We start from the raw sequence: 17,591 nt of genomic DNA on the forward strand, positions 1-17,591 counted from the left end.
CATCTACCGAAACGGATACATCCACACTTTGTAATCGTTCACCAGAACATGAGCCTTTTCGATCTGCTCCGGCGTCATTTTCTTGACCACTTCTTCCAGGCTGATCGCGGCATCGGGATCACCACCAATCGCGCTGAGCGTGTACCACATATAAGCGCGCACCAGATCAGGCGAGGGCATGCCAAGACCCAACTCATAATACCACCCCACCCCGGACTGCGCCCCCGGATGCCCCTTCATCGAGGCGCGCAGATACCAATCAAACGCCCGCTGATAGTCCTGTTCGACCCCAAGGCCCAACCCGTACATCACGGCAATCAGTTCCTCGGCCTCGGCATTGCCGGACCGCGCGGCTGGCAACAGTTCTTCGCGGGCAGCCTCAAATTCTCCGGCCTCCATCAGATCGCGGGCTTGTTCCAGTTCGGCCAGCGCCGGTGTAGCAATCAGGCAAAGGGCAATTACAAACTGGCGCATATGGGTGCTGTACTCCTGTGGGCTGGCGCTGCTGCGGCACAGGATTTGCCGCGCCCGCTGACCGATGATGATTTCCTGCCCTTTGATATGGAACAGGCCGCCATCGGTCATCAACTCTTTTACGATCCGATCCTGTCGGGCAATCAGAACATTACCTGTGCCCATTGCCACCATCCGGATTTTGGTACGTCTGACGGGCTGTCCTTGGGCATCGGGGAAGGTGGCGTTGGACTGGGGCCAGACCGCACGCCCGGAACCGGGGCGGATAGAATTCGCAAGCGCATCCCACGCAATGCACCCGGCTTGTGGAACCTTGGGGCCAAAGACATACACACGCTGTTTCACGATGGACGTCTCAGCAAATCCGATATCTATGACAACGGCTTCAATTCTCCGGCGCAGGAATGGCTGCCCGAGGGATTAAACTCGTTACTGGCCGCACAGGCGCTGTTCCCGTTAACCGCGCAGTTCGAAATGGCCGGGAATGTGGCCGAAAATCAGGTCACCGGAGCGGTACATGACCGGATCGACATGGGCTGGCCCATCCTTGCCAAACGTGTCCGCACAGACCCGCGCTACGGGTCAGCCATGGTCGACGCATTCGACGACGTTGAAACGGCCAAAGACATAACAATAACCCAAATCGCAAATGCGCTTGCGGCCTTCATGGCGATCGAGTGGCGCAGCACAGACAGCCCGTTCGACCAATACTTGGCCGGGGACACCGCCGCGCTTTCTGCCACACAAAAAAACGGCATGGACCTGTTCTATGGCAAAGCGCGATGCGCGACCTGCCATTCCGGTCCGTTGATGTCTGACCAAAAGTTTCACGCTTTGGGTCTGCCGCCCTTCGGGCCGGGCAGGACCCGACAGTGGGATCCTTTTGTCCGGGATGTGGGACGCATGGGCGAAAGCAACCGATTGGAAGACGCCTATCGGTTCCGCACCCCAATGCTGCGCAACGTTGCGCTGACGGCGCCCTATGGTCACAACGGGGCGTTTCCCGATCTGGAAAGCATGATCCGCCACCATCTGAACCCTGAAAGCAGCCTGTCACGATGGGAGCGTGCAATGGCTGCTTTGCCACAGGTGCCGTGGCTGCAAAAGGCAGATTTTGTGGTTTGGGATGATCGTTTCGAAATGGAACGCCAACGCAACAGGATCGACATTGCCCCAGTGGAATTGTCAGACGCGGAAATCGACAATCTCGTCGCCTTCCTGAATGCGTTAACCGGAACCAGCGTAGACACGTTGCCGTTTGGCGTACCCGCCGGGTTTATACCCTAAGAAAACCCCCGGCCAGCGCTGGCGGGGGTTTTCTTTTTCACTCGGCGGCTTCTTCGTATTCCGACATCGGCGGGCACGTGCAGACGAGGTTTCGATCGCCATATGCGTTGTCGACGCGGTTGACGGGTGACCAATACTTGTCGACGCCCATCGAACCCGGAGGGAAGCAAGCTTGCTCACGGGTGTAGGGGCGATCCCAATCACCAACCAGATCGCGCACCGTGTGGGGCGCGTTTTTCAGCGGGTTGTTTTCCGCGTCAATCTTGCCGTCTATGATGTCTTGCGCCTCGGCCCGGATCGAAAGCATGGCGTCGCAGAAGCGGTCCAACTCGTCCTTGGGTTCCGATTCCGTGGGCTCAACCATCAAGGTGCCGGCCACCGGCCAGCTCATCGTCGGGGCATGGAAACCTGAATCGACCAGACGCTTGGCCACGTCATCCACGGTCACATGCGCGGCCTCGTCCAGCGGGCGGGTGTCAAGGATGCATTCATGCGCCACGCGGCCCGTTTCCGAGGTGTAGAGGATCGGGTAGGCATCCTGCAGGCGTGCCGCGATGTAGTTGGCGTTCAGGATCGCCACCTTAGTGGCCTGCGTCAGACCCGCGCCACCCATCAGCAACACATAAGCCCAGCTGACCGGCAGGATCGACGGTGAGCCAAAGGGCGCCGCCGAGACCGGACCCACTGCGGTGCCGTATTCCGGGTGGCCCGGCAGATGCTCGGTCAGGTGCGCCTTGACGCCGATCGGGCCCATGCCGGGGCCGCCGCCGCCATGCGGTATGCAGAACGTCTTGTGCAGGTTCAGGTGGCTAACGTCACCGCCAATGTCACCGGGACGCGACAGGCCGACCATCGCGTTCATGTTGGCACCATCGATATAGACCTGACCCCCATGGTCATGGGTGATCTGGCAGACCTCCTGCACGGTGGTCTCGAACACGCCATGGGTCGAGGGGTAGGTGATCATGCAGCCAGCCAGATGGTCGCCGTGCTTTTCCGCTTTGGCGCGGAAGTCATTCAGATCGATATTGCCGTTCTCATCGGCCTGCACAGGCACAACTTGCCATCCCACCATCTGGGCCGAGGCCGGGTTGGTGCCATGCGCCGAGGTTGGGATCAGGCAGACATTGCGCTGCCCTTCGCCGCGGGCGAAGTGGTAGTTGCGGATGGTCAGCAGCCCCGCATATTCCCCCTGCGCGCCCGAATTGGGCTGCTGGGAGATCGCGTCATAGCCGGTGATCTGGCACAGCTTGTCGTTCAGATCGTCGATCATCTGCATGTAGCCCTGCGCCTGATCTTCAGGGCAGAACGGGTGCAGGTTGCCGAACTCGGGCCAGGTGACCGGGATCATCTCGATCGTGGCGTTCAGCTTCATAGTGCACGACCCCAACGGGATCATCGCCCGATCCAGCGCCAGATCGCGGTCGGCCAGACGGCGCATATAGCGCGTGATCTCGGCCTCGGCTCGGTTCTTGTGGAAGATCGGGTGGGTCAGATACGCGCTTTCACGCAGGGCATAGTCCGGCAGACGGTATTGCTTGTTTGAGCTGTCATCCTTGCGGTCGATGCCGAAGGCACCCCAGACGGCCTCGATGGTCTCAGGCCGGGTCTGTTCGTCAAGGCTGATGCCTACCTTAGTGTCGCCGACCTTGCGCAGGTTGACGCCGCGGGCCACGGCGGCCTCCATCACGACATTCTGCAGATGACCAACCTCGACCGTGATGGTGTCGAAGAACACTTCCGGTTCCACGGCAAAGCCAGCCTCTTCCAGACCGGCCGCCAGACGCGAGGTCTTGCGGTGCACCGATTGTGCGATGGCCTTGATGCCATCGGGGCCGTGATAGACGGCATACATCGAAGCAATTACCGCCAGCAGCGCCTGCGCGGTGCAAACGTTCGAGTTGGCTTTTTCGCGGCGAATGTGTTGTTCACGGGTCTGCAGCGACAGGCGGTAGGCCTTGTTGCCGCGGCTGTCGATGCTGACGCCGATGATCCGGCCCGGCATCGAGCGTTTCAATTTGTCGGTGGTCGCCATATAGGCGGCGTGCGGGCCGCCATAGCCCATCGGCACGCCAAAGCGCTGGGTCGAGCCGATGGCGATATCCGCGCCCATCTCACCGGGGGATTTCAGCAGCGCCAGCGACAGGATGTCGGCGGCAACAATGGCAATCGCCTTGTGCTCATGCAACGCGGCGATTTCCGAGGTGAAGTCGCGCACATGGCCATGGGTGCCGGGATACTGGAAGATCGCACCAAACACCGACCCTGCATCCAGCGTGTCTGGATCGGCGACCTGCACGTCGATGCCCAGAGGCTCAGCCCGGGTTTTGATCACGGCGATGGTCTGCGGGTGACAGTTCTTGTCCACGAAAAAGGCCGCGTTGTTGGCCTTGGACCGCCCGCCGCGTTTGGCCATCGCCATGGCTTCGGCTGCGGCTGTGGCTTCGTCCAGCAAGGACGCGTTGGCCACGTCCAGCCCGGTCAGGTCGCTGACCATGGTCTGGAAGTTCAGCAGCGCCTCAAGACGGCCCTGGCTGATCTCGGGCTGATAGGGGGTGTAGGCGGTGTACCAGGCTGGGTTTTCCAGGATGTTGCGCAGGATCGGCGCCGGTGTGGTGGTGCCGTAATAGCCCTGACCGATCAGCGAGGTCAGAACCTTGTTCTTGCTCGCTACCTCTTTCATGTAAAAGAGCGCATCGCGTTCGGTCATCGCCGGACCCCAGTCCAGCGGCTCTTTCTGCCGGATCGCAGGCGGGACGGTGGCGTCGATCAGCTGGTCCAGCGTCTTGAAGCCAATCACCTTGAGCATGTCGCGCATTTCCGTCGGGCTGGGCCCGATATGGCGGCGGTTGGCGAAGTCATAGGCTTCGTAATCAGTCAGTTTGAAGGCCATAGGTCATGCTCCTCAGGGAATGTCTCGCCCGGCCGCTCTGGCAGGAGCCTCCGGCGGGGATATTTTTAGCCAGATTAAGGGGCGGATCCGCGAAAGGACCCGCCGTTTGGGTTTACCCGATCAGGGCCTTGTAGCCGTCCAGATCCATCAGATCTTCCAACTGCGATGCATCCGCAATCTTGATCTTGTAGATCCAGGCTTCACCTTCGGGATCGTCGTTCAGCGAACCGGGGTTGTCGGCCAGCGCCTCGTTCACCTCGACGATCTCGCCATCAACCGGCGCGTACAGCTCGGAGGCTGCCTTGACGGATTCGATCACACCGATCTCGCCGCCTTTCTCAAACTCGTCACCTGCTTCCTGCTGTTCCACGAACACCACATCGCCCAATTGCTCGGCCGCGTGTTTGGTGATCCCCAGCGTGGCCGTGTCGCCTTCGACGGTCAGCCATTCATGCTCATCGGAATAATAGGTTGCCATGTTGTCTCTCTCCTGACTTCAACGCTTGTAATTCTGTGTGACAAAGGGCAGCGCCACGATCTGCGCCGGTTGTGGCTTGCCCCGAATGATCAGGTTCACCACCTCACCCGGCTCACCATGTCCGGCTGCGACATAGCCCATCGCCACCGGGCCACCAACTGTGGGGCCGAACCCGCCCGACGTGATCTGACCAATCCTGTTTCCTTGGGAAGATTGGATCTCCACGCCGTGGCGCGCCGGTGCGCGGCCTTCTGGCCTGATGCCGACCAGCTTGCGCGAGGCCCCATCGGCCAGTTCCTTTTGCACCCGGTCCGCGCCCGGGAAACCGCCTTCTTCCTTGCGGCGCTTCTGGATCGCCCAGCCTAAGGATGCTTCGATCGGTGAGGTGCTCTGGTCAATGTCGTTGCCATATAGGCAAAGACCTGCCTCCAGCCTCAGGCTGTCTCGCGCGCCGAGACCGGCAGCTTCACAATCTTCATGCGCCAGAAAGGCGCGGGTCACCTCCACGGCCTTTTCTTCGGGGATCGAGATCTCGTACCCATCCTCGCCGGTATAGCCCAACCGCGAGATGCGGCATTCGACGCCGTTGATATCGGCCACGGTGGTTTCCATGAACTTCAGATCCCGCGCCGCCGGACACAGCTCGCCCACAACGTTTTCTGCGGCAGGACCCTGAACCGCCACCAGCGCGCGGTCGAAGATTTCAATCACTTCGACGCCGTCCAGATTGGCCTGCATATGCGGAATGTCCTGATGCCGCAGCGCCGCGTTCACCACCACAAAGTAATGATCGCCCGCGTTCGACACGATCAGGTCATCCATGATCCCGCCGTCCGCATTGGTGAAAAACCCATACCGCGCCTTGCCTTCCTTCAGCGTCGCATAAGCCTGCGGGCACAAAGCTTCCAGCTTCTCCCCCACATTCTCGCCGCGCAGGATCACTTGGCCCATATGGCTCACGTCAAACACCGCTGCCTTTTCGCGGCACTGCTTGTGTTCGCCCATAATCCCCAGAGGATACTGAACGGGCATCTCCCACCCGGCAAAATCGACCATCTTACCACCCAACTCAACATGCAGATCATAAAGCGGAGTGCGTTTTGGGTCAGTCATTGTGAGTCTCCTTCTCTTGTCGCGGCATGAGATCGGGTGGCGTTATGGTCGAAGAACATGGCCGGTTTTTCAATGCTTGTTTTTGGGGCAGTTGCGTCGAATGATCTTGCGCCCAAACACGTGGCACCGGTCCAAAAGACATCGGAGAAACACCCTGATATTGGTCTTTGCCGTATCCATTCACTGGCCATCATGACTGCCCCGATGCTTGATCAAATGACGAACTGTATACGGTGATACACCGCGTTTTGTCTCCTATAGGAAACTTTTTTCCATTCGGCAACAACCAACCTTAGGCGATGTGATCGCATGAGCTTTGCAGGTGACTTTCAGGCGTTTCTAGAATATTCACAAATACATCAAATGGTTAAATGACGCGATCTTACTGCTCGGTCACCCGTTAACGGCAAGAACCAGCGCATGAAGGCCTGCAATCAGGTCTTTTTCCAAAGTGTCCTCGGCAAAATCGTGACTGATTCCCTTGATCGAAGGCACGAACAACATCGCCGCTGGCATCAGCTTTGCGACGTTGGTCGCGTCATGCAACGCACCCGACGGCATGCTCCGCCACTTTCCGGGCGCAACACGCTGTGCGCCAATTTCCAGTTTCGCCTGCAATGCCCTGTCCATCGAGACCGGCTCCAGCCCCAACATCGGGCCAAAGGCCAAACCCATTTCCAAGCGATCGGCAATGTCCTGCGCGGTCTTTCGAATGATCTCCTCCATTCGCAGCAGACGGTCTGGATCACTATCGCGCCACTGCATCGAAAACCGGGCGCGGCCCGGAACGATTGAGGATGCATTGGGATGCACCTCCACATGCCCGATCGTCCAAACCGTTTGTGGCGTTACAACGTTCCGGAACCGCGTGTTGATTTCCGCGTTGAACAGCGACAAAGCCTGAAACGCATCGCGGCGCAGGTGCATCGGAGTGGTTCCGGCATGGTTCTGTTGACCTTCGAAGCTGATCACCATGTCCCGGATGCCCACAATATCCGTCACAACGCCGATCAGATCGCCGCTTTCATCCAGCGACGGGCCCTGTTCGATATGCATTTCGATGAACCCGGTGAACTGACCGGGATCGACAAAACCCCGCGCCAAATCCCGCATGGACGCACGTGCAGCCCCAAGGGTTACGCCTGCGTGATCGGTCAGACTGTCCGCCTGTGACAAGTTCAACCCTCCGGACCAGATTGCTGATCCGGTTGTCACACCAAACCGACCTTCTTCGTCCTGGAAGCTCACGACCGAAATGGGCCGGTCTGAGGCGCGCGCCACTTCAAGGGCTGCAATCACACCCAGCGCACCGTCCAACCAGCCGCCTTCTGGCTGACTGTCTGAATGCGATCCCATCAAAAGGGATGGTTCCTGGGCAAGACCAAACAGATTACCGACCGGATCGAAATGCGGTTGCAGTCCAGCCTCTTGCATGCGCGTGGCCAGCCAACGGCGCGCAGCAATATCTGCCTGTGAATAGGCGGGTCGCGTCACACCCTTACCTACGCCCGCAGCACCGAACGCTCGCAGCGCGTGCAGGTCAGCCAGAAACCGATTTTCGTCAATGGCCATGTATCGCTCCCCTCCCACGATGGCCCAAACATACGCCCGGCGCGTCGTCGTGCAAGCCGATCGCATGAATTGCACGGTGTTATTAGTGCGTGGCTGGCAAACCCCTCTGGTCCCTGCACGGATCCTGCCCTAAGACTTCGGCCAAGAGGGACCGCCATGTCACACATCACACTGGTTCGTCACGGCCAGGCCAATACCGCCGCACGTGATGAAAAGAACTATGACAAGCTAAGTGAGCTTGGCCATCAGCAAGCGCGATGGCTGGGCGCGCATTTGCGCGACACACGCGCGCATCACCCGCGCGTTTACTGCGGTACGCTTGTTCGGCATATCGAAACTGCAGCCAGCATGGGGCTGTCAGATCCAATTCAGGATCCTCGGCTGAATGAGATCGAGTATTTCAACATCGCAAAACTGTTCGAAGAACAGCATGGTGAGGTCGTTCCAACGGATCGCGAAGGGTTTGTGGAACATCTGCCCAAAACCTTCGCCGCATGGGCCAGTGGCCAAATCAGCGATACGCCGGAAACATTTGCCGAATTCGAGGCACGCGTGTCCGGCGCGCTGCATGACATCGGAACCGAAGAGGGCCCTGCAATCGTCGTAACCTCGGGTGGTCTGATCTCGATGGTGGTTCGACAGGTCATGGGGTTGGACGTTTCATCGATGGCGCGCGTCGCTCTTGCCATCATGAACACGTCGATGCATCGTCTGCACCCGATTGGCCCACAACTTAGCCCAGTTCTGTTCAATGCTGTTCCGCACCTGGAAGCACCAGACCGGCAGTTTGCCCAAACGCACTTATAATACGATCGCAACGGAGAACACGCGATGCAGCTTTATTATGCCCCACGGACCATTTCGGTCGCTGTCGCCATCGCTCTAGAAGAATCCGGGTTGGAGTATGAAGCGATCCGTTTAGACTTCGCCGCAGGTGAACAAACCAAACCGGCCTATCAACAAATCAATCCCAAAGGCCGGGTTCCAGCGCTGGCGGTGGATGGCGGAATTCTGACCGAAACCGGAGCACTACTGGAATATGTCGCGGCCCAAGCCCCAGAGGCCGGACTGGTGCCCGATGAACCCGTTATGGCGGGCCGAATGCGCGAAGTGATGTATTACCTTGCGACCACAATGCATGTGAACCACGCTCACAAGTTGCGGGGGCACCGCTGGGCGGACAAAAAATCCAGCTGGGACGACATGACTGCCAAAGTGGCCGAGACGATGACCGCATCCTGCGACTACATTGTATCAAATGGTCTGCGAGGCCCTTTCGTGTTGGGCGACCGGTTCAGCCTTGCAGATGCCTATCTTTATATTGTGTGCAGTTGGCTTGAAGGCGACGGTGTAGACGTTGCCGCCTTCCCAAAGATCGTCGCATTTCGCGACGCCATGGAGGCGCGCGCGTCGGTTCAGGCGGTCAGGGCCGCCGGAATGCTCTGAACATAGGATAGCAAATGACACATCTCTGGGTCAGGGCAGAACAGCGCCCCAACGAAGAACGGGTCGGCCTGACGCCCCAGGGGGCCGCAGACCTGATCGCTGCGGGCATCCGCGTGACAGTCGAGGAAAGCTCGGTCCGGGCGATCCCGATAGATGGATACACAGAAGTCGGATGCGAAATCGCTGCCGAGAATTCCTGGCCCAAGGCGCCTGCAGATGCGATCATCTTTGGCCTCAAGGAGCTGCCCGAAGATGGTTCACCCCTGCCTCATCGGCACATCATGTTTGGCCATGCTTACAAGGGACAACACTCCGGCCGCGCGTTGCTGGAACGCTTCAAGGCCGGGGGCGGAACACTGTATGATCTGGAATATCTGGTGCAAGAAGACGGCCGCCGTGTCGCCGCTTTTGGCTATTGGGCCGGTTATGCCGGGGCCGCGGTGACGCTCAAAACCTGGGCCTCGCAGCAACGCGGCCAAGAATGCCCTGCGGTCGGCGTCTATTCCAGTAAAGACGCCCTGAATTCAGAATTGCTGGCCGAGGTGGATGCCACCGAGTGCCCCCACCCTCGGGCCATTGTCATCGGGGCACTAGGTCGGGTTGGAACCGGCGCCGCTGATCTGTGCGAGGCGATGGGTGTACAGGTCACCAAATGGGATATGGCCGAAACCGCCAGCGGCGGTCCATTCCCCGAGATCCTTGACCATGACCTGTTCCTTAACTGCATCTTTGCCCGCCCCGGAACCCCTGTCTTTGTCCCACCAGAGGCTTTGAATGCCAGGCGCACCCTGACAGCCATTGGCGATGTCGCCTGCGATCCGGACAGCGACTATAACCCTGTGCCTGTCTATGATCAGGCCACCACGTGGGCACGCCCCGCCTTGCGGGTGGCCACCAACCCTGTACTGGACGTGATCGCCATCGACAATCTTCCGTCGATGCTGCCGGTCGAAAGTTCGGAAGACTATGCGGCGCAATTGTTGCCGTCCCTGCTGACCCTGCCAGACCTAGAAAGTGGAGTTTGGGGCCGGGCAGCAGCAACTTACCATTCTCATATCGAAGGGATCTGAGCGATGACCATCCATTGGTGTGGCACCGGCCTATCGGCCATTCCCGGCCTGCGTCGACTGATCGAAAGCGGGCACAGTGTTACGGTGTGGAACCGAACCGTCGAAAAGGCCAGGGCCGAGATCGGAGATCTGACCGACAACATCCGCGCCTTTGAAATTGACGCACTCACAGCTGTTCTGGAACCCGGAGATGTCATCGTCTCGATGCTGCCGGGCGACTGGCACGTTCCTTTGGCCGAACTTGCAATCGCAAGGAAGGCAAATTTTGTCTCGTCCTCATACATCGCGCCGGAAATGCGCGCGTTGGATGACAAGGCCCGCGAAGCCGGTGTGGTTCTTGTCAACGAAGTTGGACTTGATCCGGGCATCGATCACCTGATGGCGCATGCGCTATTGGACGACTACCGTGCCTTGGGCGTGTTCGATCCGGAAAACCACCTGAGCTTCATTTCCTATTGCGGCGGCATCCCCAAGAACCCAAACCCGTTCCGGTACAAGTTCAGCTGGTCGCCTCTGGGTGTGCTCAAAGCGTTGCGGTCGCCTTCCCGCTCGATCCGAGATTACGCGCCGCTGGATGTGTCCCGCCCGTGGGACGCGATCAGCAGTTACACGGCCCCTTTGCCCACGCCAGAGAGCTTTGAGGTCTATCCAAACCGCGACTCGCTGCCCTTCATGCGGCAGTACCATTTTGAGGAGCACTGGACGGTCAAAGAGTTCGTCCGTGGCACGTTGCGCCTGAATGGCTGGTCAGATGCATGGTCAGGCGTTTTTAGCGAAATCGAAACCCTGACCGGCCCGGAAGGCGACGCACGCCTGAAGGAAATGTCGGATCAGTTCTGGGACGAAAACGCCTATGACGACGGCGAACCCGATCGCGTCGTGCTGTGCGTTGGCTTGAAGGCCGAAAAAGACGGCGTCGCGGTCTGGCATAAAACCTATGTTATGGATGCCTGGGGTGATGCACGAGGCACCGCAATGGCACGGCTGGTATCAGTCCCGGTATCGCTCGCCGTCGAAGCCGTTCTGAACCGCGCGATCCCGGTCGGCGTGTATGCAGCGCCCAGCGATCCGAAGCTGGTCTCTGCATGGATGAGCCAAATCGACACGTTGGCGCAGCATTTGCAAATCGTGGATCATCTGACCTGATTGAAACAAAAAAGCCATCCCAGACTTTCTAGAATGGCTTTCATTGCTCTTCTTTGGGTGTGTAACAATCGTCTGAATTTATCTTACTGGGCCTTCAGATATACCGCTCTATCGTGTCTTCGACATCGCTTCGGTTGATGCCAAGCTCTGACAACTGGTGATCGGTCATAGCGTTCAATTGCTGAGCAGCGCAGACGATGTCAGGGCTGATCGCCCGGATCCGCATAGCACGGTCGAACAACAACAATGCGCTGGCAGCCGGGGCCGGTTGATCGGTTTGCCGGATAACGTCAAACATACTGGTTACCTCACAAGCATGGTCATGGGGATTGGGATCAGTTCACGCTGAGTGCGTCGTCACTGCCGGTAGGGCTTGTTGTGATACACACTTTCATACGCGCATCGCTTGATCTGGTCCCGCTGGACACCGATGTCGGCCAGCTGATGATCTTCGAGCCTTTCCATATCCCGCACGGTTTTCGAGTAAATCCGGCGGCGAAAGTGCTCAACCTTTGCATCTGCGTATTTTGCAAACAGGCCGTCAAGAGGGCCGCTCCGGGCGTCTACAGTCTGTGTATGTGCCATGTCTTTCTCCTCCTAAGCTTTAATTGCGTTGTCTTCACAGCTTCATATCTGGGACTGCTTCCTTAACGTTGCCAAAGCGGGTCATTAAGGTTCTTTTAGACTCGTTGGCAGCAAGGCTTCGGCGGGTATGATACGCTGAGACCACGCTACAACCCGTGTCTCAACACGGATCTTCAATTCACGGTAAACGTCGGAAGACACCCGAACTGCCACCAAGAGCGTTTGGTCGATAAAGACAGCTACATCAGGTCGTTCTCAACATCCTCGGCTGATATTCCAAGCGCGTCCAACCCGTTTTCCAGATGGTCAGACATATGCGGTGTACCGATCAAGTAGTCGGCGCAGGGGGTCGAAGCTTCGGCTTTGGCTGTCGCAATGGCTTCGGCCAGATCCTCGGCGAAAAAGCTCTCCCGACCGACCCACATTATTGCAACCAGTTCGGCCTGCTCATCTTCGCTCATGTGATCGACAAAGGCGCGTAGCTCGCCCTCGGCCCGGTTCAACTCGCGGCCCATCATCGCAACCTGGGCGACTTTTCTTGCCGAGATTTCCAACATCCTTCAGCTCCTCGTGTTCGCGGTTCTTGCCCATGACAACCATTCAACCAAGCCGGAGTCTTTGATCTCACGCAAACTGAAAGGGCTATCGGCGTACGCGGGACATGGGCCGATCTGGAACCGGGGCAGTGCGAAACGGACGGAAGGTTGCTTTTTTGAACAAGAGCTTAAAGGCCTGCCAAACGATCAGCGTGAACGTTCGCCGCGCACCGAATGGGCGCCTTAGCAGCGACCAGAGAATCACGCGATTGGTCAGCGGCTGGCGCGGACCGGTCAGCGTGGCAATCAGACCACCGCCGTCGCGCCCATAGTCGATCCAAACGCCAACCCGATCCGGGCGATAGTCAAAGCGGAACGTGTATGACCCTTCGATCTTTTGGAAGGGCGAGACATGCATCAACTTGTCCGCAACGACCCGATCCCCGGGTTCGATCTGCGAAAATTCGGGTTTGTGACACAGATAGCTATGACGCGTGCCAAAGGTATTGGTGACCTCGGCCACCACCGCATAAAGCGTTTCTTCCTTGTCAAAGCAGAACCAGAAACTGACCGGGTTGAATACGTGGCCCAGCACACGAGGTTGCGTCAACAACATGATCCGCGCGGGTTGCGACACATCTTTCACGTCAAATTGCGCACGCAACCAAGCGGCACCTGTGCCTTGTCCCGGCTCACCACCATGATCTCGGGCCCGCCAATTTGTGATGTTCACGCGGTCAATTGAGAACAGCGCTGGCGTTTTCAGTTCTGCTTCCGGGTCGAGCAAAATGTAGTCTATCGAATAGCGAAACGCGTTTTCAATCGCGCCTTTGCGCCCATGATAGGTATGACCGGCAATATGATCGACTATTTGTGTCATTCGTTGTTTTCTGTTCTGCCTGTAAACTGTTCAAAAGGCGTTCTTTTCCCCGAAAGCCTGTTTACCTGAATACGAAAGCTAGCGCAGTTTGGATTAAAATGACCCCGTAAAGTGATCCGGCTTGGGCCGCGCCACGTAATGTGGTTATGTTTACCGAGATGAATACCGCGACCATCGACGAGCCCCCGACCGAGACGGTCGTGTCTCGGTCATGGCGTGCAAAGAAACACATCAAGGGCAAGCCGGTGAACGGAACCAAAGAAAGTTGCGACACCAGGGCCGAGTGGGTGGACCATGTCAAACGCATTCGGGACACGCAGGATCAGGCGGCATTTGCCGAACTGTTCCAACACTTCGCACCTCGTATTAAGGCCTTCCTGATCCGCTCAGGATCTGACCCTGCAATGGCCGAGGAGTGCGCACAAGAGGTGATGGCGACCCTGTGGCACAAGGCTCGCCTGTTTGATCCAACACGGGCAACCGTGGCGACATGGGTGTTCACAATCGCCCGGAACAAACGAATTGATGTTCTGCGCAAGCAACGCCGCCCCGAACCCGAAGAACTGGGTTGGGGCCCCGAAGCGGAACCCGAACAGGACGATGTCATCGTTCTGCAACAAGAAACCGCGCAATTGCGTACCGCCCTATCGGCGTTGCCAGACGCGCAGAGACAGCTGATCGAGAAGGCGTACTTCGGAGATCTGAGCCATCGAGAAATCGCCTCTCAGACCGGGCTGCCCCTTGGCACGATCAAATCACGGATACGGCTGGCGCTGGATCGCCTGCGCCATGCGATGAACTGAGATGAATGAGATGAGCAAAACGATTAAACATCATCTGACGGACGACTTGCTGATGGCTTATGCGGCCGGAAGCTTGTCCGAGGCGTTCGACCTGATGGTTGCCACGCATCTGTCCCTGTGCGACGATTGCCGCGCGCGGGCTGAAAGCTTTGATGCTGTGGGTGGACATGTTTTGGAACAGCAAGGCCAACCCGTCAGCATGAGCGATGAATCCCTAGCTGCCACGATGGCTTTGATCGCTCAGGGCGCACCGACCCCCAAACCCGCTCGACCGGGTTGCGCCGTTTTACCTGCCCCACTGCAGGATTATGTTGGCGGTAGTGTTGCTGATATTCGCTGGCGGTCCATCGGCATGGGCGTCAAGCAGGCGATCCTGCCAACTGGGAAAGATGCCACTGCAAGGCTGCTGTTCATTCCCGCAGGTGCCGCCGTGCCCGATCACGGCCACAACGGCGTGGAACTGACAATGGTGCTTCAGGGTGCGTTTTCCGATGAGGTTGATCGCTTCGCCCGTGGCGATGTCGAGATTGCCGACGAAGATCTGGAACACACACCTGTTGCAGATATCGGCGAAGATTGCATCTGCCTTGCGGTCACTGACGCGCCGCTGAAATTCAGCAAGCTCGTGCCGCGCCTATTCCAGCCCTTCCTGCGGATCTGACCCAGGCGTCAGTCGGATTAGCTTCTGCTCGTGTAGTGTTCTTGAGGTATCCCAAGCAATTCCAAGGTACCTCTGCGACCTCTGACTTCGATCGGGGGCAGCGACACCAGCTTTGCATTCTGCCCGGCCTCACCGGCAGCACTGATTAGATCAGCCGACAGGATCATGCCCATTTCGTGTGATCGCGTCAGGTTTTCCAGCCGGGCCGCGATGTTGACGGTGTCCCCGAACACCGAAAATTCCAACCGCTCCTGATCGCCAATCACGCCGATAAAGACCTCTCCCCAGTGCAGCCCGATCCCTGTGTCCAAAGCTGGCCGCCCTGCCTGTCTACGTTCGGTGCTCCACTCCTGCATTTCTTTCCACAGCCCCATACCGCAATCTAGACAACGGCTGGCAGCTTGATCCCCTTCGAAGACAATCATCACCGCATCGCCAATAAACTTGTCGATGATCCCGTTCTGGGCCCGAACGACCGCTGAAACGCGGCTGCGGTAATCCGAAACCAGTTCGGACACTTGCTCGGGGCGAAGCTGTTGCGACACTGTTGTGAACCCCCGCAAGTCGATGAAAATCAAGCCTGCCATCTGACGTCGCCCAGTTTTGAGAGCGGCCAAGCCACTGTCGCCAAGATCTTCAACCACCTGAGACGGTAAGTACCGCGTCAGGTTGGCCCGGCGTTGTGCTTCTGTAATCGAGCGGAACAGCAAGGCATGGACGCGGCGTGCCGCGACGATAAGCACGATGCCTGCAAGTGCAATCATGAACAGTCGGATAAGATTTGGCGGCAGTGACAAGAACAACCAGATCGGGTTGTCTTCCAATCCACGCGTCGACCCTGCGTCAACGCCAACCAAAATCAACAACCCCAGTACAAGTAACCCTACCTGCAGTACCATGATCTTTGGGTTTCCACGCAAGACACCGAACGCGAGCACAATCGGGACCAACCAAACCGCTGGCAGCACAAAGATCGCATCCCCGGACAGACCCACATTACGCATTCCCACCCAGACATTCGCGACAAGAAATAAGGAATCCGCCGCTGAGACAGGCCAGGCAACCCAGGCTGAAAAATGACCGCGTCGTGCGGTCCACCACGTTGCCAATCCCAGAACGAAATAGGCCAGCATCGTACTCAGCGCAAAAACCCATTGCCGCTCCAGAACGGCGTGCCCTGAATTGAGCACCGGCTGAACCGTAAACAAAAAGAACAGGGCCAGGCCAGCTGCGACCAGCATACGCAGCAATCCGACAATCCGTTCTGCGTCCTGTTCGGCCTGTTCGAGCAGATCAGAGGTATTCGGCGACTGACTGGTTGTGTTCATTTTGCTGTATGAGCCCCACGCTGCCTGTCTACCGGTGCGCTCTCTTGGGATCACCCTTCCTGTCGGGTCAACGGAACAACTCCCGGTGTTTCATCCGGGGCCAGTTCTTCGAAATCAAAATTGTCCAGCCGTTGCGCCCGACGGCCTGCCTTTTCGGCACTGATCTTGATTTCCGAGATATCCTTTGCCGCCTGCCCAAAATGCCGATCCAGGTTGGTCACCCGGTCGCCCAGACGGTCGACGTCCTTGTGGAGCAATCCCAATTCTTTGCGGATCGCGCCTGTTTGTTCCCGCATCCGCGCATCTTTGAGAATGGCGCGCATCGTGTTCAAGGTCGCCATGCACGTTGTGGGTGAGACGATCCAGACGCGCTTGGAAAAGCTCTCTTGAACCAGTTCCGGGAACTTGGCGTGCAGCTCGGCATAAACAGCCTCGGAGGGCAGGAACATCAGCGCACCGTCGGCAGTTTCCCCGTCCAGTATGTATTTCTCTGAGATGTCCGTGATGTGCTTGCGCACCGTGCTTCGGAACATCTGTACCGCCGCTTTCAGCTCCAAATCGGTGCTGGAATTGATCAAAGCCTCATAGGCTTCCAGCGGGAACTTACTGTCGATGACAATAGGTCCGGGCGGGTTCGGCAGGTGAATAAGACAATCAGCGCGACGGCCATTTGACAGGGTCGCCTGCAGCTTAAAACTGTCAGAGGGTAAAGCCTTGGACACAATATCGTTCAACTGAATCTCACCAAAGGCACCGCGCGTTTGCTTGTTCGACAGGATATCCTGCAAGGACAACACGTCACCCGACAGCTTGGTGATGTTGTCCTGCGCCTTGTCAATCGCCGCCAGACGTTCCTGCAATTGCGTCAGCGACGTCGCGGTTTGTTTCGATGATCCGTGCAAGGATTCCTTCATCCGCTCTTGCATATCAGCAAGTGCACGGGCGGATTTCATGGCGTTGTCGGCCAAACGGTCATTCATCTGCTGCTGAACCGAAGACAGCCGCGCCTCGACCGTCTGGATCACCTGCACCTGCGCGTTGGCCTGCGTGTCCGAGACGTGCTGCAACCCACCCCGCAATTGATCCTGCCCTTGGCCCAGTTGCTGCACATGTTGACCCAAATGCGCCATTTGCCGTGCCAAAGGTTCCGCCATCCGGGCTGATCGACTGGCCGCACGCAACGACAAAAACAGCAGGACCAGAATCAACAGGACAACTCCGACCCCCGCCAAAACGGTCAGAACCATTGGGTCGGTCAACGAATACTGTATGCCTGCAATCTCTATCATCTTAGTCAGTATGTTCTTGTTTTGTTTCTA

At 58.0% G+C, this 17,591-nt stretch carries 18 protein-coding genes; 7 read left to right on the forward strand and 11 right to left on the reverse strand.

Annotated elements, in window-relative coordinates; genetic code table 11:
- Positions 1-3: 3 nt before the first annotated feature.
- Positions 4-474 (reverse strand): tetratricopeptide repeat protein, encoded by a 471-nt coding sequence (locus Q1B13_RS07350; protein ID WP_299078945.1) that lies wholly within the window; start codon positions 472-474, stop codon positions 4-6.
- Between Q1B13_RS07350 and Q1B13_RS07355 the strand changes: the two genes are divergently transcribed.
- Complete coding sequence (locus tag Q1B13_RS07355; protein WP_299078948.1) at positions 475-1,761, forward strand: cytochrome c peroxidase; 1,287 nt, start codon at positions 475-477, stop codon at positions 1,759-1,761.
- A 37-nt stretch (positions 1,762-1,798) separates the two neighbouring features.
- On the opposite strand, the gene gcvP is transcribed toward Q1B13_RS07355, so the two are convergent.
- The 4 genes from gcvP to Q1B13_RS07375 form a co-directional block, all read right to left on the reverse strand.
- Entirely contained in the window at positions 1,799-4,654 is a 2,856-nt protein-coding gene (gcvP, locus tag Q1B13_RS07360) for an aminomethyl-transferring glycine dehydrogenase (RefSeq protein WP_299078951.1), read from the reverse strand.
- Positions 4,655-4,766: 112 nt separating this feature from the next.
- Entirely contained in the window at positions 4,767-5,132 is a 366-nt protein-coding gene (gene gcvH, locus Q1B13_RS07365; protein WP_298934486.1) for a glycine cleavage system protein GcvH, read from the reverse strand.
- An 18-nt stretch (positions 5,133-5,150) separates the two neighbouring features.
- Positions 5,151-6,245 carry a glycine cleavage system aminomethyltransferase GcvT gene (gene gcvT, locus Q1B13_RS07370; RefSeq protein WP_299078954.1) on the reverse strand — a complete coding sequence of 365 codons (1,095 nt, stop codon included), beginning with the start codon at positions 6,243-6,245 and terminating at the stop codon, positions 5,151-5,153.
- A 393-nt stretch (positions 6,246-6,638) separates the two neighbouring features.
- Entirely contained in the window at positions 6,639-7,817 is a 1,179-nt protein-coding gene (locus Q1B13_RS07375) for a Zn-dependent hydrolase (RefSeq protein WP_298934484.1), read from the reverse strand.
- 156 nt (positions 7,818-7,973) lie between these two features.
- Here Q1B13_RS07375 and Q1B13_RS07380 point away from each other — a divergent pair, with 156 nt between their 5' ends.
- Genes Q1B13_RS07380 through Q1B13_RS07395 form a run of 4 tightly spaced genes read left to right on the forward strand, consistent with a single transcriptional unit; the run spans position 7,974 to position 11,479 of the window.
- Positions 7,974-8,624 carry a histidine phosphatase family protein gene (locus Q1B13_RS07380; protein WP_298934483.1) on the forward strand — a complete coding sequence of 217 codons (651 nt, stop codon included), beginning with the start codon at positions 7,974-7,976 and terminating at the stop codon, positions 8,622-8,624.
- A 24-nt stretch (positions 8,625-8,648) separates the two neighbouring features.
- Positions 8,649-9,263 carry a glutathione S-transferase family protein gene (locus tag Q1B13_RS07385; RefSeq protein WP_299078957.1) on the forward strand — a complete coding sequence of 205 codons (615 nt, stop codon included), beginning with the start codon at positions 8,649-8,651 and terminating at the stop codon, positions 9,261-9,263.
- Positions 9,264-9,277: 14 nt separating this feature from the next.
- Positions 9,278-10,333 carry a saccharopine dehydrogenase gene (locus Q1B13_RS07390; RefSeq protein WP_299078960.1) on the forward strand — a complete coding sequence of 352 codons (1,056 nt, stop codon included), beginning with the start codon at positions 9,278-9,280 and terminating at the stop codon, positions 10,331-10,333.
- Positions 10,334-10,336: 3 nt separating this feature from the next.
- Entirely contained in the window at positions 10,337-11,479 is a 1,143-nt protein-coding gene (locus tag Q1B13_RS07395) for a saccharopine dehydrogenase family protein (RefSeq protein WP_299078963.1), read from the forward strand.
- A 94-nt stretch (positions 11,480-11,573) separates the two neighbouring features.
- On the opposite strand, the gene Q1B13_RS07400 is transcribed toward Q1B13_RS07395, so the two are convergent.
- From Q1B13_RS07400 to Q1B13_RS07415, 4 genes are all read right to left on the reverse strand, one after another.
- Complete coding sequence (locus Q1B13_RS07400) at positions 11,574-11,777, reverse strand: hypothetical protein (RefSeq protein WP_299078966.1); 204 nt, start codon at positions 11,775-11,777, stop codon at positions 11,574-11,576.
- A gap of 59 nt (positions 11,778-11,836) precedes the next feature.
- Positions 11,837-12,064, reverse strand: coding sequence for a DUF1127 domain-containing protein (locus tag Q1B13_RS07405; protein WP_298934478.1), 228 nt, complete (start codon positions 12,062-12,064; stop codon positions 11,837-11,839).
- A 239-nt stretch (positions 12,065-12,303) separates the two neighbouring features.
- A complete protein-coding gene (locus Q1B13_RS07410) occupies positions 12,304-12,621 on the reverse strand; it encodes a DUF3775 domain-containing protein (RefSeq protein WP_298934477.1) in 318 nt (105 codons plus the stop codon).
- A gap of 85 nt (positions 12,622-12,706) precedes the next feature.
- Positions 12,707-13,480, reverse strand: a complete 774-nt coding sequence (locus Q1B13_RS07415) for a DUF1365 domain-containing protein (protein ID WP_299078969.1) — start codon at positions 13,478-13,480, stop codon at positions 12,707-12,709.
- A gap of 146 nt (positions 13,481-13,626) precedes the next feature.
- Between Q1B13_RS07415 and Q1B13_RS07420 the strand changes: the two genes are divergently transcribed.
- A complete protein-coding gene (locus Q1B13_RS07420) occupies positions 13,627-14,283 on the forward strand; it encodes a sigma-70 family RNA polymerase sigma factor (RefSeq protein ID WP_298934475.1) in 657 nt (218 codons plus the stop codon).
- Positions 14,284-14,293: 10 nt separating this feature from the next.
- Positions 14,294-14,944 carry a ChrR family anti-sigma-E factor gene (locus Q1B13_RS07425; protein ID WP_299078971.1) on the forward strand — a complete coding sequence of 217 codons (651 nt, stop codon included), beginning with the start codon at positions 14,294-14,296 and terminating at the stop codon, positions 14,942-14,944.
- 17 nt (positions 14,945-14,961) lie between these two features.
- Here Q1B13_RS07425 and Q1B13_RS07430 read toward each other — a convergent pair whose 3' ends face one another.
- On the reverse strand, positions 14,962-16,272 hold the full coding sequence (locus Q1B13_RS07430; RefSeq protein ID WP_299078974.1) for an adenylate/guanylate cyclase domain-containing protein: 1,311 nt from the start codon (positions 16,270-16,272) through the stop codon (positions 14,962-14,964).
- Positions 16,273-16,322: 50 nt separating this feature from the next.
- Positions 16,323-17,561, reverse strand: coding sequence for a DNA recombination protein RmuC (locus Q1B13_RS07435; protein ID WP_298934472.1), 1,239 nt, complete (start codon positions 17,559-17,561; stop codon positions 16,323-16,325).
- Between the last annotated feature and the right edge of the window lie 30 nt (positions 17,562-17,591).

It is taken from the genome of uncultured Ruegeria sp. (assembly GCF_947489545.1).
Taxonomy (GTDB): domain Bacteria; phylum Pseudomonadota; class Alphaproteobacteria; order Rhodobacterales; family Rhodobacteraceae; genus Ruegeria.